This is a genomic window from Streptococcus parasanguinis, from assembly GCF_032163505.1.
Lineage (GTDB): Bacteria > Bacillota > Bacilli > Lactobacillales > Streptococcaceae > Streptococcus > Streptococcus parasanguinis_V.
Window position 1 is genome coordinate 1,400,614 of record NZ_CP134147.1, and the last position, 26,314, is coordinate 1,426,927.

Consider the following 26,314-nt stretch of genomic DNA (forward strand, 5'->3'; position numbering starts at 1 on the left):
TTTTCTATTTTTCAGGAGAAGGCAATATTGCCACTATTATATGTTATAATGGTCTAATGAAATCTGGTTTTGTAGAGAAAAAGCGAAAAGGAGAAAGCCATGGCAAAAAAAAATAAAGTGAAAAAAACCTTGGTCGAGCAGATCTTAACAAAAGCAAAAATTGAGCACATAGGCTTACAAATCAACGCCCTTGAAGGAATCATTCCAGATGGGATTACGACCGATCAAATCTTTAAGACACTGGCTCTAACAGGCGATAAAACTGGTCCTGTCATCGGGATTGTTCCCATCTCTGCCCACTTGTCAGAAAAAAAATTGGCCAAACTCTCTGGCAATAAAAAAGTTAGTATGATTCCGCAAAAAGACTTAGAAAAGACGACGGGCTATGTCCACGGAGCCAATAATCCTGTTGGCATTCGACAAAAACACAACTACCCTATTTTTATTGACCAGTCGGCCCTTGATCTAGATCAGATGATTGTCTCTGCAGGTGAAGTTGGTCACAGTATTCAAATCAAGGCGCAAGATTTAGCTGATTTTGTCAAGGCTAGCTTCGAAGACTTAGTCGAGTAAAGGATAAAACCAATATGAAATTATATTTTGTCCGTCACGGACGTACTGAGTGGAATGAGGAGGGACGTATCCAAGGGGCAAATGGTGACTCTCCGCTTTTAGAATCTTCCGTCCAGCAGTTAAAAGCCTTGGGCCAGCATTTATCTCAAACATACTTTGATGCAGCTTATTCAAGTGACTTGCCTAGAGCCGTCCATACTGCTCAAATCATTCTCGAGCAAAATCAACATCCTATCTCCCTCCAAAAGACTCCTGCTCTACGGGAATGGCGGCTTGGTAGGTTAGAAGGTAGAAAAATTGTGGAGTTGAAGGCTCTCTATCCGGAGGAAATGAAGGCCTTTCGTCATAATTTAGCTAAGTTTCACCACGATATTTTCGGAGCAGAATCCGTTGAAGAAACCACCCAACGGACCGGAAATTTTATCAAAAGTTTAAAAGACCAGTCTGGCGAGGCCATTCTAATCGTTGGCCATGGGGCTAATTTAACCGCTTCTATTCGGAGCCTACTTGGCTATAAGCCAGAGGAACTCCGTAAAAACGGTGGCCTCAACAATGCTAGTGTGACCATTTTGACAACAGATGATTTTGAGCACTTTTACTTAGAAACTTGGAATGATACCTCTTATTTAGAGACTAAAAAACACTGATTGCAAGATAATTGTTTTAGAATAGAGGCAAAGTTCACTTAGAAACTTTCCTTAGGTGAATGCGGACGTCAGCGAACTTCGAAGAAGTTCCATGACTTAGTTTTGGACCTAAGGCTCCAAAACTCCCGAGTTCCTGAAACAATTTAGTTTCAGGAACTTTTCTCACTGCGGAAAGTTTTTAATCTTCTTAAATAACAAAAAAATAGTAGATATTTTTTGAAAATCATCTAGTTGTCTTATGTAAAACAATAGTCTGTATACATTCAAAAACACTGATCATCAGATCAGTGTTTTCTTTTAGCTTATTTCATAGTTGGGAAGAGAAGGACGTCGCGAATTGTTGTTACATTGGTCAACAACATAACGAGACGGTCAATACCAATTCCAAGACCACCTGTTGGTGGCATACCATATTCGAGGGCTTCAACATAGTCATAGTCGATGCCTGTAGCTTCGTCATCTCCCAATTCTTTCGCGCGCGCTTGCGCTTCAAACCGTTGCAATTGATCGATCGGATCATTCAATTCCGTGAAGGCATTCGCATACTCTTTGGTCATGATGAAGAGTTCGAAACGGTCAGTGAAGCGTGGGTCTTCTGGATTTTTCTTAGCCAATGGAGATACTGCTACTGGGTGACCGTAAACAAAAGTTGGTTGTGTCAAGGTTTCTTCAACGAATTCTTCGAAGAAGGCATTGATAATTTGTCCCACTTCTGTGTAGTGTTTTTCAACCGGTACGTGTTTTTCGTTTGCCAGTGCTACAGCTTCTTCAAAGGTCATGTCTTGCCAGAAGTCAACACCTGTGATTTCTTTGATCGCATCAACCATGTGAACCCGTTTGAATGGTTCATTGATTTTGATCTCTGTTCCTTGGTAGTCGATTGGACCATCACCATGGACCGCTTTCGCAGCATGTTGGATAATGCCTTCTGTTAAGTCCATGATATCGTGGAAGTCAGCGTAAGCTTGGTAGACTTCGATCGAAGTAAATTCAGGATTGTGAGTGGCATCCATTCCTTCGTTACGGAAGATCCGTCCGATTTCGTAAACGCGTTCCATCCCACCAACAATCAAACGTTTCAAGTGAAGCTCAGTCGCGATACGAAGCACCATGTCAATGTTTTGCGCATTGTGGTGAGTGATAAATGGACGCGCAGATGCTCCACCAGCTTCATTGTGAAGCACTGGTGTTTCCACTTCAAGGAATCCTTGACCATCTAAATAACGACGGATTTCAGAGATAATTTTTGAGCGAGTTACAAAGCGTTCGAAGCTTTCACGGTTTGAAATCAAATCCAAATAACGTTTACGATAGATGGTTTCAACATCTGAAAGTCCGTGGAATTTTTCAGGCAAAGGACGAAGGGCTTTTGACAAGTGAGTGATATGAGTGGCTTTAATCGAAAGTTCACCCATGTCTGTGCGCATGATTTCCCCTTCAACACCAAGGAAATCACCAAGGTCTGCTTTTTTGAAGATCTCGTAGTTTTCTTCTCCAACAGCGTCCTTACGAACGTAGATCTGAATTTGACCTTCACGGTCTTGAAGATGGGCAAAGCCAACCTTTCCTTTTCCACGTTTGGTTACGAGACGACCGGCAATAATTGCTGTTTCGTTCAATTCGTGGAGTTGTTCTTTATCTAATTCTGAATATTTTTCTTTTAATTGACCTGAATTTGCAGTACGTTCGAATCGCTTCCCAAATGGATCGATTCCTTGTTCACGAAGGGCCGCCATTTTCTCACGACGGACAATCTGCTGGTCATTCAATTCTTCCATATGTTCAGTAGTCATTTGGAACCTCCTAAGTTATTCTCCCCTATTCTATCATATTTAGGCCAGAAATTCACTAATATTTACCAATTAAACAAAAATAAGATGGAAGAAAAAATGCAGCTTCTTGAATGAATACTCAAAAACATCTGAAGACCGTCGTTGACTGTCCAAATAGTTTGACCTGTATAAGACAAGGTTTCGACAAGCTATTCCACAACAGCATCAAAAAGGAGCGTGGAGAATCTTAAGCAATTCATCCTGACCCGCTCCTATTTTTTTATTCATAACGCAGTGCTTCGATCGGGTTTAACTTAGAAGCCTTATTCGCTGGTAAAATTCCAAAGATGATGCCTACAAAAGCAGAGAAAATAATACTGCCGATGGCGACATTTAAGGAAATAATCGGTGGTCCTTCTAGGGAAGCTGCTGCGAGTGTAGTAATCAAGCTATTCACACCATAAGCAAGGCCAAGTCCAATCAGCCCACCAATGATGGTCAAGACCATCGACTCAATCAAAAATTGAACCAAAATCTTACCTCTGGTTGCTCCCAATGCTTTGCGAAGACCGATTTCTCTCGTCCGTTCGGTAACAGAAACCAACATGATATTCATGACTCCAATGCCACCAACTAAGAGGGAAATCCCAGCAATAGCTCCGATGACTGATGTCATAATTCCTACTACTTTATTGGTTTCCTCTAAGATGCTATCCAAATTAAAGATTTGAAATTCTCCCTGGCGAACACCTGAAAGTTCTGTTAACTTTTGAGCAGCTTCGATCCCAACGGTTTTGATCTGTTTCACATCCGGCACATGGACGACAATATTTTGAATTTCATCCGTTCCGAATTCAGATGCCAGCTGGGTATTGGCCATCAAGGCACTTCCACCTGAGGAAGCTCCGTAAAGAGCTGTTCCTGCATTTGGATCCTTGAAAATACCAACGACGCGATAATTGTTATCCCCAACAGAGACCACCTGATTCAGTGGATTCTCCGTTCCAAATAATTGTTGGGCCAATCCTTCATCAAGGAGCACCACCCGGGAGAAATTACTATAGTCTGAAGGGGTTAATTTTCGTCCAGATAAGAGCTCAACCTTTTTGACAGAAAAATAGGTTTCATTTACCCCTTGGATGTTTACCCCTTCTGCTTTTTTCTTTTGAAAAGCAATGGTTGCATTGGAGGTATTGCTAACATAGTAACCATCGATGCCTTGAATCTTGGTTAATTCCTTAACCCAAGATTCTTGCACAACTGGTGGTGCTTCTTGGACTTGACCATCAACATCTTCAGCGTTTTCCCCATCGATATCCGATGGAGCAGCCATCCCTCGGTCTTCAGCTGCAGGGCCACTTTCGCCTCCGCCTTCTCCTTCTCCAGTATCATCAGAAGGGCCAATATTGATTCCTGTCACATAACCACTCTTGTTGGGAGAATAAGAGATTTGTACATACTCTTGGTCCTTGGTGAAGGTCTTGGTGACACCAGCTTTCATTCCATCTCCAAGAGCCATGATGACAACGACAGAAGCAACCCCAATAATGATCCCCACCATGGTCAAGAAAGACCGTAATTTATGGCTCATAATCGAGCTGATCGCAAATTTCCAATTTTGCATTAGGTCCCCCTTTCCAGCTTGCTATCTGAGGAGATCACTCCATCACGAATGACGATGCGACGATGCGCAAAGGCTGCAATTTCTGGCTCGTGTGTAACCATGATAATGGTTTTTCCTTCTTGGTTTAGCTTAGTTAACAAGTCCATTATTTGCTCCCCCGTCTTGGTATCTAGGGCACCCGTCGGCTCATCTGCTAAGACGATGGCTGGCTGATTGACAAGGGCTCGGGCAATCGCAACCCGCTGTTTTTGACCTCCTGAGAGTTCTGAAGGCAAATGGTGCATGCGAGAATGGAGCTCTACCTTTTCAAGGTACTGCTCAGCTAATTCCTTCCGTTTAGCAGGATGAACTCCTGCATAAATGAGAGGCAGTTCCACATTTTGAAAGGCATTGAGCTTAGAGAGAAGAAAGAATTGTTGAAAGACAAAACCGATCTGTTCATTACGAACACGTGCTAATTTTTTCTCACTGAGATTTCCAACCTCCTGACCTTCTAGGAAATACTCTCCGCTGGTCGGGCGGTCCAACAAGCCAATGACGTTCATCAAGGTCGATTTTCCTGAGCCAGATGGACCCATAATGGCCACAAATTCTCCCTCTTCGACTTCTAAATCGATGTCTTTTAAGACACGAAGTTCCTGATCCCCATTTTTATAGGTTTTATTGATTCCTTTTAGTTCAATCAATTTTGTCATATTTTCCGATCTCTTTTCCATCTTCCAGTTTCTCATTAGGATTCACAATAACTTGAGCATCTTTCTTCAAGCCTGACAAGATTTCCTGGTTTTCAGCATCGGCGTTACCAAGCGTCACTTTTACTTTCTTAGCCTTGCCATTTTCGACCGTCCATACATAGCTCGTATCCCCATCAGCCATGACACTTGTCACGGGAACAAGGGGATGTTGAGTAGAACTTTTGACTTCAATATTGACAGAAAAGCCTTGTTTGAGTTCTCCAATCTCACTGGTAATATCCACTGTAAATGGGTACTTGGCTCCACCGCTTCCTTGTGTTCCACCTGTTGCATTGGCACCTGCTTGACCCGCGTCAGTCGGATAGTTAGCTACATAAGAAATCTTTCCTGTCCAGGTTTTATCCGGATAAACCTTGGAAGTGAGGACCACTTCCTGACCTTCAGAGATATTAGCCAAATTGTATTCAGACAACTCCCCTTTGACTTGTAAATTCCCGTTGCTCACAATGTGAACCAGAGTTTGGTTGGTCCCTGTAGTCGATTTTGAAACATCTTTATTGACTTCGACCACGGTACCATCTGTATTACTCCTAACTGTTGTCGCATCCAGAAGAGCCTTAGCCTTGTTCATATTATCGACCGCATCCGACTTGGCATCTCGTAAATCGCTAGCTTGAGAATCGACTGTTCGCTGGGTCTGAGAAGCTGATTTGTCATCTGCCTCTTCATCTCCTGTCGTATCAATGGTCACACCATTTGTCAGTAAATCATTTAACTGACGATCTGCCTTATTGACAGCACGAACGGCTGCATCATAAGCGGTTTGAGCCTCTGTACTGCTATACTGAACAATCGGCTGACCGGCTGTTACTTGATCTCCTACATTGACCAAAATCGACTGCAAATCCCCTTTGGTTCCATCAAAAAAGACATACTGTTCCTGGTTGGCAGTGACTTTCCCAGTTAACAAGACTGAAGAAGCGATCGATCCATCCTTGACCGTTTGCACCATTGGAGTTTCTTTCGTGATTGCTTGATCAGGAGTACTTGGGTGCGAAAACATCATCACACTTCCTGTTCCAATCACCACAATTGCTGCACCTGCAGCTGTAAATAGTTGCCATTTTTTCAATTTCTTCATCGTTTTTCTCCATCAAAGAAAGCGTTTTATTCTATACCATAGTATACCATATTTCCTTACTTTTCTATCTAAAATTGACACAGCAAAATGAAATTTAAATGCTTGGGAACATGCTAAACCCTTGACTTTTGTAACAATTGATATTACAATCAAACTGAAATCCCATTTAGGAGGAAAACATGAAAGAATTTGATATTATTTCAATCGGTGGAGGTAGTGGAGGAATCGCTACGATGAACCGGGCTGGGGAGTACGGAGCGCGGGCTGCCGTCATTGAAGAAAAACAACTGGGTGGAACCTGTGTCAACAGAGGATGTGTGCCTAAAAAGATTATGTGGTATGGTGCACAAATTGCAGAAGCTATTCGTGATTATGGACCAGACTATGGATTTACCTCTGAACAAACAAGATTTGATTTTGCAACTTTAAGAAAAAATCGCGAAGCCTATATTGACCGTTCTCGCAATTCCTATGATGGCAGTTTCAAACGCAATGGGGTTGAACGAATTGAAGGACGTGCTCGTTTTGTGGATGCTCATACGGTTGAGGTAAATGGGGAAACCATTAAGGCCAAGCATATCGTGATTGCGACCGGTGCCCATCCTTTTATCCCTTCTGTTCCTGGAGCTGAATTTGGCGAAACGTCTGATGATGTCTTTGCTTGGGAAGAACTTCCTACATCTGTTGCCATTATTGGAGCTGGCTACATCGCAGTGGAACTAGCCGGTGTGCTCCATGCCCTTGGTGTTCAGACCGATCTCTTCGTTCGCGGTGATCGTCCCTTAAGAAAGTTTGATTCCTACATTGTCGATGGCTTAATGGAAGAAATGGAAAAACAAAACCTTCCGCTTCACAAACATAAGGTTCCCATGAAGCTTGAAAAATTAGAAGACGGTCGGGTTAAGATTTATTTTGAGGATATGACCAGCCACGTGGCAGATCATGTTATCTGGGCAACAGGACGAAAACCAAACGTCCAGGATCTCAATCTAGAAGCTGCAGGCGTCACCTTAAATGAAAAAGGATTCATTGGAGTAGATGAATACCAGAATACAGTTATTCCAGGAATCTATGCTCTTGGGGATGTTACAGGAGAAAAAGAATTAACTCCTGTCGCTATTAAAGCTGGACGCACTCTTTCTGAACGACTATTCAATGGAAAAGTCAATGCCAAAATGGATTATACAAACATCCCAACCGTTGTCTTTTCTCACCCTGCTATTGGAACCGTTGGCCTAACGGAGGAAGAAGCCCAGCAAACTTATGGTAAAGAGAATATCAAAGTCTATACTTCTCAATTTGCTTCCATGTACACCGCTGTTACCCAACACCGCCAGCAAGCAAAATTCAAACTCATCACTGCCGGTCCCGAAGAAAGGGTCGTTGGCCTTCATGGTCTTGGCTACGGAGTCGATGAAATGATCCAAGGATTTGCAGTTGCTATCAAGATGGGAGCGACAAAAGCCGATTTCGACGCAACCGTCGCCATTCACCCAACCGGATCCGAAGAATTCGTGACAATGAGATAAAACATAAGCTTGAAGTTGTTCCACTTTAAGCTAAAAGGACTATTTAAACAAACAATAGTCCTTTTTCATTTATCTGATTTTAATAAAATCCTTAAAATTTCATAGATAAAATATTTTTATTGTTAAAATCTTACTAATTTGTGATATAATTCACTTTGTAGATGTCTTTTTTGAAAATAGACTAGTGGGGGGTGCACTTTTATTAATGTCGTCTTAAAAGACACCTATAAAAATTTCTCAATTTTGTAAGTTTTTGGCAACAACATACAAATTGATGTAGATAATTGGAGAAAAATGGGAGAAGAAAATGAAAAAAATGAATCTAAGTAGACTTGTCAAAGTCTTCTTTATTGTATTTTTACCATTATTATTCATCGTATTATCGCAATCTGATATGGTAAAAGCTGGCGATGTCAGCAACAATATTAGCTCACTTACTGTTTCATCAGAAGAAATCACAGATGGTGGACAAACAACTGTTAAGTTTACATTTGATGAGCATGCACAAAAGATTCAACCGGGGGATACATTAAAAGTTAATTGGACTAGTTCTGGAACAGTCTTTGGGATAGGATTTAAAAAGACTATTCCATTAAGTATTGACGGAACTTACGTTGGAGACATGGTCATTACAGATGGATCTGCGACAGTTACTTTCAATGAAGCTATCAAAAACCTTCAAAACATTCGCGGTTGGGGTGAGTTTGAGATTGAGGGTCATAACGATACAGCAACCGATAAGGAGCATGTTGGAAAATTCACTATTATTAGTGGAGCTAGAAAAGTAGAATTAAACGTTAAGAAAATAGCTACTGGTGTTAACAGCGCTCCATTCTATCTCAAAGCGGGAGATATGCACGCGAATGATCCTGAACATATTCTTTGGACACTAACCATTAATGCAATGAACTTAGATGTAGATGGTGATGTTCGTGTTGAAGATGACATCCAAGGTGGTCATTCACTTGTAAAAGATAGTTTTAGTATTACTACTACAGGTAACAAACCAGGATATTACGGTGGCTCAACTGCTATCGACGATTTCTTAGCAGCCTTTCCTGGATCAACATTCACAGTTGATGCTGCAGGAAAAATTACAGTTACGATTCCTCAAAGTGAAATTAATAAGACTGGTGTCCTGATCTTTTACCAGACTAAAGTAGAGAATGAAAATCAAAAGAATTTCTTAAACAATACTAAGGTATGGTATCACGTTAAAGGTGAGCAAGCAGTTGTTGCAAAGGAAGTCAATGCATCTGTTGCAAATATTAATGCAAACGGTGGAGTGGATGGCGATATGACATCAACCACTACAACTACTACAACTACTACGACTCAAGAGCCAACTACTACAACCACTACGACTCAAGAGCCAACTACTACAACCACTACGACTCAAGAGCCTACAACCACAACCACTACGACTCAAGAGCCTACTACCACAACTACTACGACTCAAGAGCCTACTACCACAACTACTACGACTCAAGAGCCTACAACTACAACTACTACGACTCAAGAGCCTACAACTACAACTACTACGACTCAAGAGCCTACAACTACAACTACTACGACTCAAGAGCCTACAACTACAACTACTACGACTCAAGAGCCTACTACCACAACTACTACGACTCAAGAGCCTACAACTACAACTACTACGACTCAAGAGCCTACAACTACTACGACTCAAGAGCCTACTACCACAACTACTACGACTCAAGAGTCGACTACCACAACTACTACGACTCAAGAGTCGACTACCACAACTACTACGCCTGAGACTCCTGCTACAACTGTTTCAACAGAAGAGCCTAAGACTACTGTAACTACTACGCCTGAGACTCCTACTACAACTGTTTCAACAGAGGAGCCTAAGACTACTGTAACTACTACGCCTGAGACTCCTCCAACTACAACACCAGAAGAACCAGAAAACCACAATAGTAGTGAGGAAGACACAACAACAACAACTACTACTACTGCAGAGCCTAAGACTTCTTCATCCACAACAGAAAATCCAAATAAACCTAGTCATTCTGGTACCACAACGACACCAAGTGCGCCAGGTTCAAATGGTGGAAACAATGGGGGAGGTCGCAAATCGCTTCTTCCAAACACAGGTGAAGTTGTTGCATCTGGACTCGTCTTCTCTGGAATTCTTGTCTTAGCAGGTGCTGTTGGAATCAAACGGAAATTGACTCGTCAATAATTTATTCATTAAAAATAGTCAATTTTCTAACGAAATAGATTTTCAATGCATCTTAACAAATAGTTCAACTAACAAAGAGAGAAATTTTTAGCTCTCTCTGATAGATAAAAAGAGGCTGGGACAAAAGTCCTAGCCTCTCAATTATTTTTGGATTGTCGAGCAAGACGCAGTGGTTGAGTGGGCTCTACTACGCTGATTTCATCAGCTTTTACAGCCCTACTCAACTGTGCGGAGGTGGGACGACGAAATCGAATTCTAACGAATTACCGATTTCTGTCCCACTCTCTTTTCTTTGTGTAAGCCCTATAAAAATTTGGCTTACACCGTTACGTCTACATCTCAAAAAATTGGCAAAATAATTAATGAAAATTCCTTTTTATTTTTTCTAGATCAGTTTTTTAGATGGAATATCAGATGATAACGAAAATAGTTTCGAAAATACAAAAAGACAAACGTCCAAATGCGACGTCTGTCTTCAAGCTTTTCTCTTTGTTTATGGTAAGATGGCAATGGCACGGACAGGTGAACCAGTTGCCTTGTCCCAGTGAGGGAAAGCAATCGAAATCAAAGCACCTACAGCTGGAACTTGGTCCAATTGGTTCAAAACTTCAACTTGGTAGATATTTTGTTCCAAGAGGTAGTATTCATTGACCAAGCCATGCTCTGCTGCTGGAATACCTGCATCGGTATCAAAGGTTTCATGACCAACAGCCTTGACATGGCGTTCATGAATCAAGAATTCCAAGGCTTCACGGCTCCATCCTGGACTTTGTTGAACCCCATTTTCATCTAGGTTACGCATAGCATCTTGATCTGGCCAACGTTTTGACCAATCACTACGGAAGGCAACAAAAGCACCCTCGGCAATTTGTCCATGCTCTGCCTCAAAGTCTAAGATATCTTGTTTGCTCAAGATAAAGTTTGGATTGGCTGCAACTTCTTTAGACTTGTCGATAACATAGAGTGGCAAGAGGAGATCTTTGAGGTCAATCTCATCCAACCAACGGCCCCCTTCTACAAAGTGAATCGGTGCATCAATATGCGTTCCGTATTGACCAACCACTGTAAATTTTTGAACATGGAAACCATCTTTTAATGTAAAAAGGTCTTCTTGTTGCAAGGCAGGAAGGGCTGGGAAGTGTGGACTTTCCGCATTGATTTGGTGACTCAAGTCCACCCATTTTTTAGCTTGCAATTCTTTATAAATACTTAGTAAATCTGACATGTTTCTTTCTCCTTATTCGCCCCAAACTTCAGCGACAATTTCCTTAATCAAACCGATTTTTTTCCATTGGTCTTCTTCTGTCAAAATGTTTCCTTCTTCTGTCGAAGCAAAGCCACACTGAGTAGACAGGTAAAGATTTTCCAACGGTACATACTGACTCGCTTCTTTAATACGAGCAATCACTTCGTCCTTGTTCTCCAATTGACCACTCTTAGATGTCAAGAGGCCTAACACCACTCCTTTACCAGGGGTTACTTCCGCAAGTGGTTCAAAACCACCGGCACGATCGGTATCAAACTCAAGGAAGTAAGCATTGACCGCTTCTTCTCCAAGGAGTTCTTTGGCAATCGGCGCATAACCACCTGATGAAGCCCAAGTGGAATGGAAGTTCCCACGACAAACGTGCGTATTGACAGTTAAACCAGCTGGAACATGTTGGTAGACATCGTTGTTAAAGGTCAAGAAGAGATCAGCGAGTTCTCGGCGAACCTCATCTTTTGACTTGCCTTGAGCTGCTCCCCAAGCCGTCAAGAAATTATCATCTACCAAGACACCCCACGTACAGTCATCTACTTGAAGGGTCCGAAGTCCTGCATCATACAAATCTTGAATCACTTGAAGATAGGCTTGCTTGATATCTTCACGAACAGCCGCAAAATCAGGATAGATGGTATTCAATTGTTCTACATGTTCTGCATCACGGATCAATTCAAAATAGAATTGCGCAGGAGCTGGAATGGTATATTTAGCCTCTACACCATCTACATCTGCCACAAGATCCCTCAAGAACTTGTAATGCTCTACAAATGGATGATTGGCTCCTGTGATTTTTCCAACTACAAGCGCTGAGTCCGCCTTGGTTGTTTCATCATGGAATTGATAGCCTTGGGCAGCTTGGACATGATCAATGCCACCAAAGCCCCAGAAGAAATCCAAATGCCAATAAGCTCGGCGGAATTCTCCATCTGTTACTGACTTCAGACCAGCAGCAATTTCTTTTTCAACGAGGTCACGAATCGCCTGATCTTCTACTTTTGTTAAGTCAGCCTGACTGATTTTTCCAGCTGCGAAATCTTCACGAGCCTGAACCAAAGTAGCTGGACGAAGAAATGAACCAACATGGTCAACGCGATAAGGTGCATGTGCATGTGTCAATATGAATCCCTCTTTCCTATAAGTTTTACATTAATTCATCAATGCAACCATTATAGCAGTCCAATACTTGATAAACAAGGGTTTGGGATAATCTAATATCCTTGATATCTATATAGTCTTAGACTATAACAAAAAAAGAAGTCCTTGAAGGACCCCTTTTCTTAATTTTTAAATGCATCGAGCATGACTTGGAACTCTTCGTTCGTGAGTGTAATGCCTTTTCCCATCTTTGTATGGTCAGGACTCCAGGTCCGGATATCATACTTAGCAGGAGCACCATTAAAACTCACACGGTTCAATTCTTTGGTCCAACCCTTGTCGTTTTCTGACAAGACCAGTAAATGTTCTTCAATTTGGAATGAAAATTCTGCCATTTCACGACTCCTTTCTTGCCTTCTCATCTCTAATATTCGTAAATCATTTACAAAATCGTTGAAATTATCTATAATATATTGTATCAAGTTATGGAGAATTTAGCTATGAAAAAATTTCTCGAGATCGTTAAAGACCGAGCAAATGAATTTTTCAATGGAAAAGTCAGTACCCCTGCCCCATTAGAAGATGAGAGAATTATTGACATCATTCAACAAGCATTGCGAAAAAAACAAGGGGTACATGTTATTTTTTCAAACAAGAGTTTTACAGGCGATATTGTCAAGTATGACAAAGAACGCCGACAACTGATCGTGAAAAATTTCAAGAAGAGTATGTCCACGATTATTCGGATTTCTGAGATCCAGAAAATCAGTTTAGTCCCCAATAATATTCGCATCGCCCAACAAAAAGGAGAGGTTTAACCCTCTCTTTTTTTGTTATACTCGAACAGTTTTACTTGCCCCATCTTTTGAGTAGAGATTGATTAAACCTTCCTGGCAAGAACGAATCATATCTCCTGGCTTGACTTCTTGTGGAACGGTGATCGTAAGAAGTTCCATCGGATTTGGTGCGCGATCAATCTTCACTCCATCCTTATCATGCAAGTCTTGGATCTGGCATTCAAAATGACGGAAGCCTGGTCCGTAGAATTCCACTTGGTCGCCTTCATTGATGACATTCCGTTGGCGAATTGTTGCAGTCATGGTAGATGGATCAAAGTCAACCACTTCTCCTACAAATTTGTATTGAGGAATCTTACGACGTGCCCCAAACAATTGTTCATTTTCAGTCGGTGTTTGGTAGTAGAATCCAGTTGCTAATTCACGTTGAGCAACCTTCCACAATTCATTGATCAAATCATCCTTGATGGCATAAAAGGCTTCTGGACTTTCCATATAGGCATCACAAGCTGCCTTGTAACAGTTGGCTACTGTTGATACGTAATGAACAGATTTCATCCGGCCTTCAATCTTCAAGCTATCAACCCCATTGTCAATCATGTCTGGAATATTTTCGATCATACACATGTCCACGGCTGACATAGAATATTCTTCCGGGACTTGTCCTTTGATACTCTTGCGTTCTTGGCCAAATGGCATATCGTAGAGATCGTATTTCCAACGGCAAGATTGAGAACAGCCACCACGGTTGGCATCCCGGTCAGACATGTGGTTAGAAAGGGTACAACGTCCGGAATAAGAAATACACATGGCTCCATGAACGAAGGCTTCGATCTCAAGATCGGTACGCTTACGGATCTCTGCCAACTCTTCCATGGATACCTCACGGGCCAAGACGACACGGGTCAAGCCATATTCTTTCCAGAAATGGAAGGTCTCCACATTGGTTGCAGAAGCTTGTGTAGACAAGTGAATATTGAGTCCAGGTGCATAGGTTGCACAGATTTCAATCAAGGCCGGGTCTGAAACGATCACGGCATCAAGGCCCATATCCCGTAATTCACGGAACCATTCACCAGCCCCTTGTTCATTTCCCTCATGGGTCACCATGTTTGAAGCGACGTGCACATCCACTCCACGGGCATGAGCATACTCAATTCCTTCACGAAGCTCATCCATGGTGAAGTTTCCGGCACGGCTACGCAAACCATAGGCTTGTCCACCAACGAACACAGCGTCTGCCCCATAATTAACGGCAACTTTTAATTTTTCTAATGTTCCAGCAGGTACCAAAACCTCTGGACGTTTTTTTGTATTTGTCATGTTTTCTCCAATTTACAAGATTGTCGATATGATGAATAGCCTCTTCGTTCCCTGAAAAAGGAAAACTCACAAACGAAGAAGCCCTAGTATTATTTGTTATTTTACACGATCTGGTTCATAATCATAGAAACCAGTATCCAAACCACGATTAGCTGGATGTAATTTGCGGATTTCTTCATCAAACAGATAGGCTTGATCCTGTGTAAATGTTCCATTTTGAATCAAATCACGGGCCTTGACAAAGTACTCTGTAATCTTGACAAAGTTTTCACCCGGACAGTAGACACCATCGAGTTTCCAATGATCAAAGCCATGTTCTACCAACTCAGACAATTTGGTCATCATATTCAAGTCATTATTTGAGAAGATATGGGTTCCATGTTTGTCTTCATAGACTGAATAATGGGAATTGGGATCTCCTGGTTCTGCTAAGAACAGATCGCGATCTTTGGTCACAGATTCTTCTGTCTTGATAAAGTTGTAATAATTCTGAAGAAGAGGTCGTTTCGAATGGTGGATAATGCTAGCACCATAGACCAAGACTTCTGCTGGAATCTGAAGATTCTCAGCCATTACGAATAATTCGGCAGATGGAATCTCACGAGCCAAAACAGCCTCAGAAGCTCCTGCTTGTTTTCCCCAGAAATTGATCTGGCGACTAGAAGTAACCATGGTTGATGCATCGTAGATGGTTTTGAATGGATAGCCATCTCGTTTCAAGACATAAAAAACGCCCGCATCTCCGACAGTAATATAATCAGCCTGAATTTCCTTTAGAAAATCTAGGAAAGGCTTGATTGAATCCATCATCGATTGGTGCATGAGTGCATTTACAGCTACTGTCAATTCTATACCAGCAGCATGGACCAGTTGGGCAATTCGATTTATTTCGTCATAGCTTAAAGTTTGAGGCAATCGTAATCCGTAGTCTTTTTCACCGACATAGATTCGGTCAACCCCTGCATCAATCAGGGCTTGCGCTTGCTCAACACTCTCTGCTGTTGCTGTAATAATAATATTTTTCATAGAACCATTATAACAAAAATTCCGATATTCTAGAAAAATTTATTCATTTTGTAAAATTTGTAACATTTTTGTAACATTTATATACCTGAATTCATGATAGAATAATAGAGTACTGTTAGGAGAGAGAAAATGCCCGTAAGAAATTTAAGACACTATAATGAAGAATTCGATTATATCGAATTAACCAAACAAACCCAAGAAACCCCTATTCAGGACTATGCTCCTGAAGTTGAACCCGCACCTCAATTAAGTGAATTGCTATATTTTTTAAATATCGCTATTTTCTGTGTGTTGACGGTTGTATTTAGTTTTGTCTTTTTAGCAACAAAAATGAATACTTTCTTTGCGTTTGCTTTAGCGATTGGTTCTAGCTTTGCTAGTATTCAAGGGTTCCGAATTTACTACAATAAACGAAAAAAATAAAAATCAGGTTCGCCTGATTTTTTTTATTTACTCGAATTTTTTTAATTCCTAAGTTGTCAAATTAAGTTAGACTTTTCATGTAACTCAGAAAAAATTGGTATGGTGTTTGATAATTCAAAGGCTTCCTAGGAATTCTATAAGAATAAATACTTTTTATGAGTTAAAGTTATTCAATGATCTTTTGAAACTTTCCGCCGTGAGAAAAGTGCCTGAAACAATTATGTTTCAGGCACTCGGGAGTTTTGAAACTTTAGGTTCAAAACTAAGTCATGGAACTTCTTTGAAGTTCGCTGACGTCCGTACTCACTTAAGGAAAGTTTCTAAGATGAATTTATCTTCAATCTGAAAAGAGGCTCACTGAGCCTCATTTTTTATGCTTCTTTTGTTTCTTCTTCAGCTGCTTCTTCAGAATTTTTTTCATCCAATTCTAAAACGATGTCTTCTGATTCTGTTTGTTTGCGAATGGATTGAACCAAGTCATTGCCACTTAGATTTTCTTTTTGAAGTTTATCCTTAAATGAGTGATAGACTTCTTGAGATTTTTCAACCACATCTTGCGTCTTTTCTTTGACAGATTCCAAAACAGTTCCTGTCGTAATTTCTCCAGAACCAACTTTTTCTTTGGTTTGTTGGATCACTTCTGCTGCTTGTTTTGAAACATCCTTAGCAGTTTGTTTCACCGATTCATGTACTTCTTGAGGATCTTCTTGATAATCTTTTACGAAGCGCACCACTTTTTTAGTGACTTTCTTTCCTTGCTCTGTTGATAAATAGTAGGCTGCTGAAGCACCTGAAATCACACCAATTAATAAACTAGATAAACGTCCCATATTCTTCCTCGATTCTATTTAAATAATTTTGAAGCCATCTTAATCGCTTTTAATCCGATAGAGGCTTTCACTGTTTTTCCACCAGCTGACACTGCTTTGGAACCTAATTGACGGGCTTGATCATTCAAATCTGAAACAGACTCTGAAAGATCCGCTACGGCTGTAAAGAGTGGGTCAATCGTTGCAACTTTTTGATTCAAATCATCCGTTAAAACATTGACTTTTGCCAATAGATCATTGGTCTGATGCAAGGTGACATTGACATCTGATGTCAAAACTTGGATGGTTTTTTGCGTCTCATCTACAACTTTTCCAATCTTTGAGAGGAAAAAAATCATATAAATGACAAGCGCTACTAAGGCAAGGCCTAAGAGGCCGTAGGCAATTTCAATAAACATATATTACTCCTTTGCTTCTACATAATAAGGGGCTTTTTTGCGACGTTGGTAGATGATGATGGCGAGTCCAACTAGAATCAGGATCATCGACAACCACTGGGAAACACGTAAGCCCGCAAACATCAGGCTATCTGTCCGCATTCCTTCGATGATCATCCGACCAAAACCATACCAGATAAGGTAAAAGGCTGTGATCTCACCTTGTCGCAAAAATTGTGGCTTCCTACGAAGAATCAAGATCAAGAGAAAACCTAGCAGATTCCAACTGGATTCATATAAGAACGTTGGCTGACGGTAACTACCATCTATATACATTTGATCTCGAATAAAAGAGGGCAGGTAGTTGAGACTTTTAACAGCAGCTCCATAAGCTTCCTGGTTAAAGAAGTTTCCCCAGCGACCAATACTCTGTGCAATCATGACGCTTGGGGCCGCAATATCTAAGAAATCAATTGGCTCAATCAAGCGTCTACGAGAGAATAGATAGAGGACAAGGGCACCTGTCAAGAGGCCACCATAAATCGCGATTCCTCCGTTCCAGATCGCAAAAATCTCACTAAGATGCTGGCTATAGTAACCCCATTCGAAAATAACGTAATAGAGTCTGGCCCCCACAATCGCAAGAGGAAAGGCAATCAAAATGAAATCAATGATATCATCTGGATCAATTTTCTTACGAGGTGCTTCTTTCATAGAAAGATAAACGGCTAGAATCAAGCCAGAGACAATACAAATTGCGTACCAACGAATACTGATCGGACCTAATTGAAGGGCTACTGGATTCATTCCTTCACCTCATTTTGACTAATCAACTGGGACAGACGTTCTTCAAAGGTTTTAGTGGCATCATAGCCCATTTCTTTGGCACGAACATTCATCGCCGCTGCTTCGATCACGACCGAAATGTTCCGTCCAGTCTTCACAGGGATGCGAATCCGAGGAATAGTCACGCCACCGATTTCCAATTCTTCTGCATTATTACCTAGACGATCATAAACCTGATCCTTAGCATAATTTTCCAAGTAAACGGCGATTTGGACTTGTGAAGAATCCTTGACAGCACTCGCACCGTAAAGACTCATGACATCGATAATCCCGACACCACGGATCTCTAGTAAGTGGCGTAGGATTTCAGCTGGCTCTCCCCAAAGGGTCATCTCGTCTCTCGCATAGATATCAACTCGGTCATCTGCTACGAGGCGGTGACCCCGCTTGACAAGTTCCAGACCTGTCTCGCTTTTCCCGATTCCGCTATCTCCTTGGATCAAGACACCCATCCCATAAATATCCATCAAGACACCGTGTACACTCGTACGTTCTGCTAGGCGACTATCCAAATAGCTAGAAAGTTCTCCAGATAAACGACTCGTTGCAACATTGCTCTTCAAAATGGCTAGTTGCTTCTCTTCAGCAGCTCGCAACATTTCTTCTGGAATTTCTAAATTCCTCGCGACAATGATGACAGGTGTCTCTGGCTGGAACATCTTGCGCAGGACCTGATGACGGTTGTGAGAGCTCATCTTCACCAGGTAGGACCATTCTTTCATTCCTACAAGCTGAATCCGCTCAGGTGTGTAATAGTCGAAATAGCCCGTCATTTCAAGACCTGGACGTGAAATGTCCGCAGTCGTAATTTCCTTGCTTAAGAGGCTATCATCCCCATAAACAACCGATAGACGAAGCTTTTCCTGTAGATCGCGAACAGTAACTGCCATATCATTCTCCCTTTTCAAATTCTCTCTCTATTATAGCAGATTTTCTCTTCAGACGAGAGCCTGAAGTGTCATTTGAAAGATCCATTTTCAACTCCTTTTTAAGGCAAGCAAAAAGAGGCGAAGACAAAGGTCTCCAACCTCTAGGAAATGATGGGAACATATGAAAAATGCTCTAGCCTTCACCATGCAAGTAATCTGTAATCATGGATTTGATTCCGGTAGAGACCGCATAGACCACCGCATTTGAAGGGAATGCGATCAATCCGAGCATAAAGACGGCAGGTCCTCCCCCAACAAGGAGAAAACCAGATACAAAACCGGCAGAAATAAAATCGAAAACCGATAAATTTGTGGCTTTCTAGCCATTTCTGTTGGCAGAAACAAGAGGTAGAAGAGACTATTCCAAATGCCCAGTGGAAAAAGGGCCATTCCGATCAAAACTGTTCCAACTCCTTCTCCAAAAACACGATTTAAAATGAAAAACTGTCCTATAAAACTAAAGAAGATATATAGAATAAAAGCAAGGGAATAGAACTTCTGCTTCACTCGCATCTCCTTTTAGAAAAATGGACTATCATTCTGATCATGGATGGGTTCGGCCTCTTTTCTTCGACGAGGTCGAGGGCCATTGTCAAATATTTCCTGCTCCTCCTCGTCCTTATAAGGTAAGGTCGTATCTAACAGTAAATAGATAATCACACCGATAAAGGCATGAGAAACCGTGAAAAGAATAAACAAGAAGCGTAGGAGAGTTACGCTAAGACCAAATTTATCAGCTAAGCCAGCTAGCACACCTGAAACCAGGCGATGTCGTTTTAATTTGTAAAATGATGATGTCATTTGATTTTCCTCTTTCTAGTTAGACCTATTTTAGCAGAGTCGAACTGGAAAGAGATCCGCCTAAAGACCGATTCTTACTCTTGTCTCATTTCAAGGAATTGCAGGCGGCTGTGACAGCGACCGCAGGCATATTTCTTCAGATCGATTTTTCGCTTTCGTCTATACTCTTGGCCACAATGGGGACATTGATAGAGATAGATCCGCTTGACTCGCCCAGTTCTATCTGGTAGAGGAGGTGTGAAACGAAGACCGTCCACTTGCTGGAGAAGTTGCTTAAAGTCTAGATCTTTGTGGCGATAGCCTTTTCCTTGATCGTAAAGATGGTAATGGCAGAGCTCGTGACGGACGATTTTACGAAAGACCTCTAACCCGAAAGCTTGGTATATTTTCGGGTTGAAATCAAGGTGTCGATCTTTGGGAAAGAAACGACCCCCAGTAGTTTGAAGACGTGAATTCCACTCTGCTTGATGGCGGAATTCTCTCCCAAAATCTTCTAGGGATACTTGGCGTACATACTCAGTCAGATTCATTCGGAGCTACCAAACTGAGATTGACTTTTTCGCGTTCCACATCAATCTTCTTCACCCAGACGGTTACCAAATCACCTACTGATACGACCTGGCTTGGATGCTTGATAAACTGCTTGCTCATATGGGAGATATGAATCAAGCCATCTTCGTGAATGCCAATATCGACAAAGGCCCCAAAGTCAACCACATTGCGCACAACCCCTTCTAATTTTTGGCCTATATGGAGGTCTTTAATATCCAAGACATCCTGACGGAGCACGGGTGCATCAAAGGAATCCCGCAAATCGCGACCTGGTTTTAGGAGATCGGCAATAATATCTTTCAGGGTTTCTGGTCCCAGATCCAGCTGAGTAGACATCTCCTTTATGTTCACAGCTTTTAATTTTTCCTGAGCGGATGCATCGAGGTCGGTAATTTCAAGAAGTTGAAAAAGTTTTTCAACTTCCTTGTAACTTTCAGGGTGAACGCCGGTATTGTCCAAGATATTTTTACTTTCAGGAATGCGTAAGAATCCAGCCGCTTGCTCGAAAGCCTTGGCACCGAGGCGAGGGACTTTTTTAATTTGCGCTCGTGAAAGAATCATTCCTTCTTCTTCCCGGTATTTCACGATATTTTCAGAGATGGTCTTATTGAGTCCTGCTACATGGGCTAAGAGAGAGGGACTAGCCGTATTGATATTGACCCCAACTTGGTTGACCACGGTGTCTACCACGAAATCCAAGCTTTCTGTCAGTTTTTTCTGATTGACATCGTGTTGGTATTGACCGACACCGATGGATTTGGCATCGATTTTCACCAATTCTGCTAGCGGATCTTGCAAGCGGCGGGCAATGGAGATGGCCGAGCGTTTTTCAACGGTTAGCTCTGGGAACTCATGACGGGCCAACTCACTAGCTGAGTAGACAGAGGCTCCGCTTTCATTGACAATAACATAGCGAACTCCTGGATGGTCATGAAGCACCTCTGCGACAAAGGCCTCACTTTCACGGCTGGCGGTTCCATTTCCAATCGCAATAATTTCTACTCCGAACTCCTTGATCAAGGAAGACAGATCCTTTTTAGCCTGCTCGATCTGAGCTGGTTTTGCAGGAGCAACTGGATAGATGACCTGGGTGGCAAGCATCTTTCCTGTCTCATCGACAACGGCTAGTTTAGCACCGGTCCGAAAGGCTGGGTCAAATCCAAGGACCACGCGCCCTTTTAATGGAGGAATGAGCAATAGATTCCGTAGATTCTCAGAGAACAATTGAATGGCTCCGTCTTCTGCCACCTCCGTCAACTCTGTCCGAATCCGACGTTCAATCGCGGGAACGATTTTTTTCTTAACCGCCTGTTGAATAACCTCATCGATATAGGCATTTTTCGTTTTAAAACGAGCCTCAAAAATACGAATGATCCGATCCAGTTGATGCTCGAATCCAACTTTGAGAACGCCCAATTTTTCCCCACGATTGAGCGCCAGGGTCCGGTAGCCTTGCATACTCTTGATCTTCTCAGAAAAATCATAATAGATTTCAAAGGTTCTCTTAGGATCTAAGCTTTCATCCTTCAAGGTTGACGTCATGAGGGAATACCCATGAATTTCTTGATAGGTGAGGGCCCGTAATTGGGTATCCTCTGAAATAGCTTCTACCAGAATATCCACTGCACCAGCTAAAGCCGCAGTTTCAGTTGGGAAGGCCTCACAGGTAAATTTCTGAGCCTCTACTTCCAAGTTTGGACTATTTTGCAAAATGAGGCGTGCCAAGGGGAAAAGTCCTGCTTCTCGGGCAATCGTCGCCTTTGTCCGCCGTTTTTCCTTATAAGGGAGATAAAGCTCTTCGACATCCGCTAATTTTTCAGCAGCCTCAATAGCCTGCTTGAGCGCCTCTGTCAGTTTGCCTTGTTCCTCAATCTTAGCAAGGACGGTTTCCTTTCGTTCAGCCAGAGCCGTTAAGGATTTGTCCCGGTCAATAATGGCCTTAATCGCTACTTCATCTAAATTTCCCGTCATATCTTTTCGATAGCGGGCAATAAAAGGAATGGTTGAGCCTTCTGCGGTCAGACTCAATACGGTATCGATTTGTTTTAAGCTAACACCCAATTCTTGGGCTATTTTTTCATATTTATCCATAGCTTCTATTATAGCATATTTTGCTACCATCAAAGGGGAGATCGCCTGTTCTGGTCTCTGTTTCAGGGATTTTTCATAGAATAATTTTGGCCCTATGGATCTTTCCTTTTATACTCCATTTCCCCCTTGCTCTTTCCTTTTTGTTATAATGAAAGAAAATAAAAAGGAGGCCCAACAATGGCTATTAAATTCTCAAAAACAGATGATCTTGATAAAATGTTTGAAAATTTTGCGAGTTTTCCGGATGTAGAAAAGAAAGTAGAATTTCCTGAAGAAAAAAAGAAGGCAGAAACTGCTACCACTAAAGAAGCAAAGAAGGCTAAGTAATGACATTCTTTCAACACCTTCCCTCTAGCGTCTTGCAGGCTGGGGCTATTTTTCTCTCGATTATTATCGAAGCCCTACCGTTTGTCCTAATCGGAAGTATCGTTTCAGGGATTATTGAGGTCTATATCACCCCCGAGAGGGTCTACCGCTTTCTTCCCAAGAATAAATTTGGGCGGATCTTCTTTGGGACCTTTATCGGCTTTATCTTTCCTTCCTGTGAATGTGGGATTGTTCCCATTATCAATCGCTTTCTAGAAAAGAAAGTCCCAAGTTATACTGCTGTTCCCTTTTTGGTGACAGCACCGGTCATCAATCCCATCGTTCTCTTTGCGACCTACTCAGCTTTTGGGAATTCTGTCAAGATGGCCATCTACCGCGCCCTTGGTTCCCTACTGGTCGCAACGGTGCTAGGGATCTTTCTTGGTTTTATTCAGACAGATTCGATCCAAAAAGAACATCGTAAGGCTGTACATGAACATGATTTTAGGGGCTTGAGCAAAGGTCAAAAGCTCTTTCAAGTCTTGGTGCAGGCGATTGATGAATTCTTTGACACGGGAAGTTACCTGGTATTTGGTTGTCTCTTTGCCAGTCTCGTCCAAGTCTATGTCCCAACACGGATCCTCACTTCAATCAGTGCGACACCAGTTATTGCTATTCTCCTTCTCATGGTCTTGTCCTTTCTCCTCTCACTTTGTAGTGAGGCGGACGCCTTTGTTGGATCCTCTCTTCTGACGAGTTTTGGAGTAGCGCCTGTTCTTGCCTTTCTGGTGATTGGGCCTATGCTTGATGTCAAAAATCTCCTCATGATGAAAAATTATCTCAAGACCCGTTTTATCTGGCAATTTATCGGAATTGTGAGTGGGGTTGTGCTCCTTTATGCTTGGTTTGTGGGGGTGGTGCTATGATTCGTTTCTTGATATTAGCTGGCTATTTTGAGCTCACCATGTACCTGCAATTATCTGGTAAGCTCAATCAATACATCAACTTACACTATTCTTACTTGGCTTATATTTCCATGTTCTTGTCCTTTGTTTTAGCTCTTGTGCAGCTGATCATCTGGGTCAAGCAGATGAAGATCCACAGTCATCTCTCTAGCTTCTGGGCAAAAGTGGCGAGTATCTTCTTGCTCTGTATTCCTTTGTTTGTCGGGCTATTTTTCCCTACAGTGACACTAGATTCCCAAACGGTTTCTGCCAAAGGCTACCACTTCCCGGTTGCGGCTGGATCTTCCAAGGAAATCCAGCAGGACGAAGGGACAACAACCCAGTATCTCAAACCGGATACTAGTAGCTATTTTACCAAGTCAGCCTATGAATCAGAAATGAAGCAGGCTGCAAAGAAATATGTTGATAAAAAAGTGATCCAGGTGACCACTGAGAATTACATGGAAGTCATGGAAGTGATTTATGATTATCCTGACCAATTCGCAGGAAAGACGATCGAGTTGACCGGTTTTGTATACAATGACCCCAATAACAAGGACAGCCAATTCCTCTTTCGCTTTGGGATCATCCACTGTATCGCAGATTCCGGAGTCTACGGTCTCTTAACGACAGGTGCTCCGCAGCATTTCGAAAACAATACCTGGATCCATGCCAAAGGAACCTTGTCCATTGAATACCACAAGCAGCTCAAACAAAGCTTGCCTGTCCTCCACATTAGCGATTGTAAGACCATTACAAAACCGGATAATCCTTATGTCTACCGCGTATTCTGATGGATTCACCAAGTTTCTTCGGTGGTCGATCCAAACAGCTTATAACAGCTCAAGCTAGAATCCACATTGGTTCTAGCTTTTTCTATGCTTTCCTCTCAAATCCTCTAATCCAAGCGGAAAATATTCGGAACAACGATTCCATCAAAGAAATCTTGTAGATTTTATGGTAAAATATGGTTAATAAAATAGGAAATAGGTACTTAAATGTCTTCAAAAGTTATTGTAACCATTTTCGGGGCCAGTGGAGATTTAGCCAAGCGCAAACTCTACCCATCCCTTTTTAGACTCTATAAATCAGGAAATCTATCTGAACACTTTGCGGTTATCGGAACAGCTCGCAGACCATGGAGCAAGGAGTACTTTGAATCAGTTGTGGTAGAATCTATCACAGATCTGGCAGATAGCCCTCAACAAGCTCAAGAATTCGCTAGCCATTTCTACTACCAAAGCCACGATGTCAATGATACCGAACATTACATCGCCCTGCGTGAATTGCAAAATAGCTTGGATGAAAAATACCAAACAGAACACAACAAGGTCTTCTTCTTGTCCATGGCTCCTCAATTTTTTGGAACCATTGCCAAACACCTCAAATCCGAAGGAATTGTGGATGGGCAAGGCTTTGAGCGCTTGATCGTTGAAAAACCTTTCGGTACAGACCTAGAAACGGCTAGTCAGCTCAACAAGGAATTGGAAGAAACCTTTAATGAAGAACAAATCTTCCGGATCGACCATTACCTTGGAAAAGAAATGATCCAAAATATCTTTGCTATTCGTTTTGGAAATCTTATTTTTGATAATCTTTGGAACCGAGATTTTATTGACAATATCCAAATTACTTTTGCTGAACGCTTGGGGGTTGAAGAACGCGGTGGCTACTATGATCACTCGGGGGCCCTTCGAGATATGGTGCAAAACCATACCCTTCAGCTTTTGTCATTGCTTGCCATGGATAAACCAGCTACCTTTACCAAGGATGCGATTCGGGCAGAAAAAGTTAAAGTTTTTGAGCAATTGCACAATCCAACAGATGAGGAACTGAAGAAATTCTTTATCCGTGGTCAATACCATTCAGGTACGATCGAAGGGAAAAAAGATATCTCTTATCGCAGTGAGCCAAATGTCGACCCTGAATCTACTACGGAGACCTATGCTTCTGGTGCATTCTTTGTTGATAGCGATCGATTCCGTGGAGTGCCTTTCTTCTTCCGTACCGGAAAACGTTTGACCCAAAAAGGAACTATGGTCAATGTGGTCTTCAAGCAAACCGACTCCATCTTTGGACATAGCTTGCAACCAAATGTCTTGACCATTTATATCCAACCAAATGAAGGTTTCTCATTGAGCATCAACGGAAAAGAGGTCGGGGAAAAATTCAGCATCGCACCTATTTCCTTTGACTACGAAACAGATGCGACGGCAACTGGAGCTTCACCAGAGCCTTATGAAAAATTAATTTTCGACGTTTTGAACAATGACTCAACCAATTACAGCCACTGGCAAGAAGTTCGTGCTTCATGGCAATTGATTGACCGGATTGAAAAACTATGGGCCGAAAATGGAGCACCGCTCTATGAATACAAGTCTGGATCCATGGGACCAACTGCATCCGATGATCTCCTTGCAGAGTACGGAGCCGAATGGGTTTGGAAACCTGAACCTAAGAATTAAGGAAAGCCACCTTCGGGTGGTTTTTTTTTGATAGCGCAAGGAAACAAAAAGA

At 41.9% G+C, this 26,314-nt stretch carries 26 protein-coding genes; 10 read left to right on the forward strand and 16 right to left on the reverse strand.

What is annotated here, in order from left to right; all coding sequences use genetic code 11:
* Nucleotides 1-99 precede the first annotated feature (99 nt).
* The gene (locus RIN70_RS07100; protein ID WP_129824056.1) at nucleotides 100-573 is read left to right on the forward strand and encodes an aminoacyl-tRNA deacylase; all 474 of its coding nucleotides are present in this window, start codon (nucleotides 100-102) and stop codon (nucleotides 571-573) included.
* 14 nt (nucleotides 574-587) lie between these two features.
* Nucleotides 588-1,220: a histidine phosphatase family protein gene (locus tag RIN70_RS07105; RefSeq protein WP_070674296.1), complete on the forward strand. Its 633-nt coding sequence runs from the start codon at nucleotides 588-590 to the stop codon at nucleotides 1,218-1,220.
* Between the two features lie 302 nt (nucleotides 1,221-1,522).
* Here RIN70_RS07105 and lysS read toward each other — a convergent pair whose 3' ends face one another.
* The 4 genes from lysS to RIN70_RS07125 all read right to left on the reverse strand — a co-directional run bounded on the left by lysS (nucleotide 1,523) and on the right by RIN70_RS07125 (nucleotide 6,452).
* Nucleotides 1,523-3,013, reverse strand: a complete 1,491-nt coding sequence (gene lysS, locus RIN70_RS07110) for a lysine--tRNA ligase (RefSeq protein ID WP_070674293.1) — start codon at nucleotides 3,011-3,013, stop codon at nucleotides 1,523-1,525.
* A gap of 259 nt (nucleotides 3,014-3,272) precedes the next feature.
* A complete protein-coding gene (locus RIN70_RS07115) occupies nucleotides 3,273-4,616 on the reverse strand; it encodes an ABC transporter permease (protein ID WP_118227962.1) in 1,344 nt (447 codons plus the stop codon).
* Entirely contained in the window at nucleotides 4,616-5,311 is a 696-nt protein-coding gene (locus RIN70_RS07120; RefSeq protein WP_003002759.1) for an ABC transporter ATP-binding protein, read from the reverse strand. Before RIN70_RS07120 ends, RIN70_RS07115 begins: the two co-directional genes overlap by 1 nt.
* Nucleotides 5,295-6,452, reverse strand: coding sequence for an efflux RND transporter periplasmic adaptor subunit (locus RIN70_RS07125; RefSeq protein WP_195623513.1), 1,158 nt, complete (start codon nucleotides 6,450-6,452; stop codon nucleotides 5,295-5,297). Before RIN70_RS07125 ends, RIN70_RS07120 begins: the two co-directional genes overlap by 17 nt.
* Nucleotides 6,453-6,631: 179 nt before the next feature.
* On the opposite strand from RIN70_RS07125, the gene gorA reads away from it, so the two are divergent.
* Nucleotides 6,632-7,981, forward strand: coding sequence for a glutathione-disulfide reductase (gene gorA, locus RIN70_RS07130; protein ID WP_118227960.1), 1,350 nt, complete (start codon nucleotides 6,632-6,634; stop codon nucleotides 7,979-7,981).
* A gap of 307 nt (nucleotides 7,982-8,288) precedes the next feature.
* On the forward strand, nucleotides 8,289-10,193 hold the full coding sequence (locus tag RIN70_RS07135; protein ID WP_313790498.1) for an LPXTG cell wall anchor domain-containing protein: 1,905 nt from the start codon (nucleotides 8,289-8,291) through the stop codon (nucleotides 10,191-10,193).
* Nucleotides 10,194-10,686: 493 nt separating this feature from the next.
* Here RIN70_RS07135 and RIN70_RS07140 read toward each other — a convergent pair whose 3' ends face one another.
* The 3 genes from RIN70_RS07140 to RIN70_RS07150 form a co-directional block, all read right to left on the reverse strand.
* Nucleotides 10,687-11,418 carry a cyclase family protein gene (locus RIN70_RS07140; RefSeq protein ID WP_003015569.1) on the reverse strand — a complete coding sequence of 244 codons (732 nt, stop codon included), beginning with the start codon at nucleotides 11,416-11,418 and terminating at the stop codon, nucleotides 10,687-10,689.
* A gap of 12 nt (nucleotides 11,419-11,430) precedes the next feature.
* A complete protein-coding gene (locus RIN70_RS07145; protein WP_049482785.1) occupies nucleotides 11,431-12,573 on the reverse strand; it encodes a 5-methyltetrahydropteroyltriglutamate--homocysteine S-methyltransferase in 1,143 nt (380 codons plus the stop codon).
* A 161-nt stretch (nucleotides 12,574-12,734) separates the two neighbouring features.
* Nucleotides 12,735-12,947 carry a YdbC family protein gene (locus RIN70_RS07150; protein WP_003002541.1) on the reverse strand — a complete coding sequence of 71 codons (213 nt, stop codon included), beginning with the start codon at nucleotides 12,945-12,947 and terminating at the stop codon, nucleotides 12,735-12,737.
* 90 nt (nucleotides 12,948-13,037) lie between these two features.
* Between RIN70_RS07150 and RIN70_RS07155 the strand changes: the two genes are divergently transcribed.
* Complete coding sequence (locus tag RIN70_RS07155) at nucleotides 13,038-13,370, forward strand: hypothetical protein (RefSeq protein WP_313790499.1); 333 nt, start codon at nucleotides 13,038-13,040, stop codon at nucleotides 13,368-13,370.
* 15 nt (nucleotides 13,371-13,385) lie between these two features.
* On the opposite strand, the gene RIN70_RS07160 is transcribed toward RIN70_RS07155, so the two are convergent.
* Both RIN70_RS07160 and RIN70_RS07165 read right to left on the reverse strand, forming a co-directional pair.
* Nucleotides 13,386-14,672 carry a peptidase U32 family protein gene (locus RIN70_RS07160; RefSeq protein WP_003002878.1) on the reverse strand — a complete coding sequence of 429 codons (1,287 nt, stop codon included), beginning with the start codon at nucleotides 14,670-14,672 and terminating at the stop codon, nucleotides 13,386-13,388.
* A gap of 96 nt (nucleotides 14,673-14,768) precedes the next feature.
* Nucleotides 14,769-15,698, reverse strand: coding sequence for a peptidase U32 family protein (locus RIN70_RS07165; protein ID WP_024055224.1), 930 nt, complete (start codon nucleotides 15,696-15,698; stop codon nucleotides 14,769-14,771).
* A gap of 129 nt (nucleotides 15,699-15,827) precedes the next feature.
* On the opposite strand from RIN70_RS07165, the gene RIN70_RS07170 reads away from it, so the two are divergent.
* Nucleotides 15,828-16,121, forward strand: coding sequence for a DUF3270 family protein (locus RIN70_RS07170; protein WP_045759686.1), 294 nt, complete (start codon nucleotides 15,828-15,830; stop codon nucleotides 16,119-16,121).
* Nucleotides 16,122-16,492: 371 nt separating this feature from the next.
* On the opposite strand, the gene RIN70_RS07175 is transcribed toward RIN70_RS07170, so the two are convergent.
* From RIN70_RS07175 to RIN70_RS07205, 7 genes are all read right to left on the reverse strand, one after another.
* A complete protein-coding gene (locus RIN70_RS07175) occupies nucleotides 16,493-16,951 on the reverse strand; it encodes a YtxH domain-containing protein (RefSeq protein WP_070674971.1) in 459 nt (152 codons plus the stop codon).
* A 14-nt stretch (nucleotides 16,952-16,965) separates the two neighbouring features.
* Entirely contained in the window at nucleotides 16,966-17,349 is a 384-nt protein-coding gene (locus RIN70_RS07180; protein ID WP_031573975.1) for a DUF948 domain-containing protein, read from the reverse strand.
* 3 nt (nucleotides 17,350-17,352) lie between these two features.
* Nucleotides 17,353-18,135 (reverse strand): prolipoprotein diacylglyceryl transferase, encoded by a 783-nt coding sequence (gene lgt, locus RIN70_RS07185; RefSeq protein ID WP_155199970.1) that lies wholly within the window; start codon nucleotides 18,133-18,135, stop codon nucleotides 17,353-17,355.
* Complete coding sequence (gene hprK, locus RIN70_RS07190) at nucleotides 18,132-19,064, reverse strand: HPr(Ser) kinase/phosphatase (protein ID WP_023918696.1); 933 nt, start codon at nucleotides 19,062-19,064, stop codon at nucleotides 18,132-18,134. The genes lgt and hprK overlap by 4 nt, the downstream gene beginning before the upstream one ends.
* Before the next feature lie 558 nt (nucleotides 19,065-19,622).
* Nucleotides 19,623-19,904 carry a PspC domain-containing protein gene (locus tag RIN70_RS07195; RefSeq protein WP_070588801.1) on the reverse strand — a complete coding sequence of 94 codons (282 nt, stop codon included), beginning with the start codon at nucleotides 19,902-19,904 and terminating at the stop codon, nucleotides 19,623-19,625.
* A gap of 74 nt (nucleotides 19,905-19,978) precedes the next feature.
* Nucleotides 19,979-20,434 carry a SprT family protein gene (locus tag RIN70_RS07200; RefSeq protein ID WP_195189469.1) on the reverse strand — a complete coding sequence of 152 codons (456 nt, stop codon included), beginning with the start codon at nucleotides 20,432-20,434 and terminating at the stop codon, nucleotides 19,979-19,981.
* On the reverse strand, nucleotides 20,421-22,577 hold the full coding sequence (locus tag RIN70_RS07205; RefSeq protein WP_390897814.1) for a Tex family protein: 2,157 nt from the start codon (nucleotides 22,575-22,577) through the stop codon (nucleotides 20,421-20,423). Before RIN70_RS07205 ends, RIN70_RS07200 begins: the two co-directional genes overlap by 14 nt.
* A 147-nt stretch (nucleotides 22,578-22,724) precedes the next feature.
* Between RIN70_RS07205 and RIN70_RS07210 the strand changes: the two genes are divergently transcribed.
* The 4 genes from RIN70_RS07210 (at nucleotide 22,725) to zwf (ending at nucleotide 26,262) form a co-directional block, all read left to right on the forward strand.
* Complete coding sequence (locus tag RIN70_RS07210) at nucleotides 22,725-22,874, forward strand: SPJ_0845 family protein (RefSeq protein ID WP_003005705.1); 150 nt, start codon at nucleotides 22,725-22,727, stop codon at nucleotides 22,872-22,874.
* A complete protein-coding gene (locus RIN70_RS07215; protein WP_313790501.1) occupies nucleotides 22,874-23,779 on the forward strand; it encodes a permease in 906 nt (301 codons plus the stop codon). The genes RIN70_RS07210 and RIN70_RS07215 overlap by 1 nt, the downstream gene beginning before the upstream one ends.
* The gene (locus RIN70_RS07220; RefSeq protein ID WP_195623457.1) at nucleotides 23,776-24,591 is read left to right on the forward strand and encodes a TIGR03943 family putative permease subunit; all 816 of its coding nucleotides are present in this window, start codon (nucleotides 23,776-23,778) and stop codon (nucleotides 24,589-24,591) included. The genes RIN70_RS07215 and RIN70_RS07220 overlap by 4 nt, the downstream gene beginning before the upstream one ends.
* Before the next feature lie 204 nt (nucleotides 24,592-24,795).
* Nucleotides 24,796-26,262 (forward strand): glucose-6-phosphate dehydrogenase, encoded by a 1,467-nt coding sequence (zwf, locus tag RIN70_RS07225; RefSeq protein ID WP_049472097.1) that lies wholly within the window; start codon nucleotides 24,796-24,798, stop codon nucleotides 26,260-26,262.
* Nucleotides 26,263-26,314: the final 52 nt, after the last annotated feature.

Coding starts and splice junctions, on each gene's coding strand:
- RIN70_RS07100 (WP_129824056.1), top strand. CDS start 100: ATGGCAAAAAAAAATAAAGTGAAAAAAACCTTGGTCGAGCAGATCTTA.
- RIN70_RS07105 (WP_070674296.1), top strand. CDS start 588: ATGAAATTATATTTTGTCCGTCACGGACGTACTGAGTGGAATGAGGAG.
- lysS (WP_070674293.1), bottom strand. CDS start 3,013: ATGACTACTGAACATATGGAAGAATTGAATGACCAGCAGATTGTCCGT.
- RIN70_RS07115 (WP_118227962.1), bottom strand. CDS start 4,616: ATGCAAAATTGGAAATTTGCGATCAGCTCGATTATGAGCCATAAATTA.
- RIN70_RS07120 (WP_003002759.1), bottom strand. CDS start 5,311: ATGACAAAATTGATTGAACTAAAAGGAATCAATAAAACCTATAAAAAT.
- RIN70_RS07125 (WP_195623513.1), bottom strand. CDS start 6,452: ATGAAGAAATTGAAAAAATGGCAACTATTTACAGCTGCAGGTGCAGCA.
- gorA (WP_118227960.1), top strand. CDS start 6,632: ATGAAAGAATTTGATATTATTTCAATCGGTGGAGGTAGTGGAGGAATC.
- RIN70_RS07135 (WP_313790498.1), top strand. CDS start 8,289: ATGAAAAAAATGAATCTAAGTAGACTTGTCAAAGTCTTCTTTATTGTA.
- RIN70_RS07140 (WP_003015569.1), bottom strand. CDS start 11,418: ATGTCAGATTTACTAAGTATTTATAAAGAATTGCAAGCTAAAAAATGG.
- RIN70_RS07150 (WP_003002541.1), bottom strand. CDS start 12,947: ATGGCAGAATTTTCATTCCAAATTGAAGAACATTTACTGGTCTTGTCA.
- RIN70_RS07155 (WP_313790499.1), top strand. CDS start 13,038: ATGGAGAATTTAGCTATGAAAAAATTTCTCGAGATCGTTAAAGACCGA.
- RIN70_RS07160 (WP_003002878.1), bottom strand. CDS start 14,672: ATGACAAATACAAAAAAACGTCCAGAGGTTTTGGTACCTGCTGGAACA.
- RIN70_RS07165 (WP_024055224.1), bottom strand. CDS start 15,698: ATGAAAAATATTATTATTACAGCAACAGCAGAGAGTGTTGAGCAAGCG.
- RIN70_RS07170 (WP_045759686.1), top strand. CDS start 15,828: ATGCCCGTAAGAAATTTAAGACACTATAATGAAGAATTCGATTATATC.
- RIN70_RS07175 (WP_070674971.1), bottom strand. CDS start 16,951: ATGGGACGTTTATCTAGTTTATTAATTGGTGTGATTTCAGGTGCTTCA.
- RIN70_RS07180 (WP_031573975.1), bottom strand. CDS start 17,349: ATGTTTATTGAAATTGCCTACGGCCTCTTAGGCCTTGCCTTAGTAGCG.
- lgt (WP_155199970.1), bottom strand. CDS start 18,135: ATGAATCCAGTAGCCCTTCAATTAGGTCCGATCAGTATTCGTTGGTAC.
- hprK (WP_023918696.1), bottom strand. CDS start 19,064: ATGGCAGTTACTGTTCGCGATCTACAGGAAAAGCTTCGTCTATCGGTT.
- RIN70_RS07195 (WP_070588801.1), bottom strand. CDS start 19,904: ATGACATCATCATTTTACAAATTAAAACGACATCGCCTGGTTTCAGGT.
- RIN70_RS07200 (WP_195189469.1), bottom strand. CDS start 20,434: ATGAATCTGACTGAGTATGTACGCCAAGTATCCCTAGAAGATTTTGGG.
- RIN70_RS07205 (WP_390897814.1), bottom strand. CDS start 22,577: ATGGTAGCAAAATATGCTATAATAGAAGCTATGGATAAATATGAAAAA.
- RIN70_RS07210 (WP_003005705.1), top strand. CDS start 22,725: ATGGCTATTAAATTCTCAAAAACAGATGATCTTGATAAAATGTTTGAA.
- RIN70_RS07215 (WP_313790501.1), top strand. CDS start 22,874: ATGACATTCTTTCAACACCTTCCCTCTAGCGTCTTGCAGGCTGGGGCT.
- RIN70_RS07220 (WP_195623457.1), top strand. CDS start 23,776: ATGATTCGTTTCTTGATATTAGCTGGCTATTTTGAGCTCACCATGTAC.
- zwf (WP_049472097.1), top strand. CDS start 24,796: ATGTCTTCAAAAGTTATTGTAACCATTTTCGGGGCCAGTGGAGATTTA.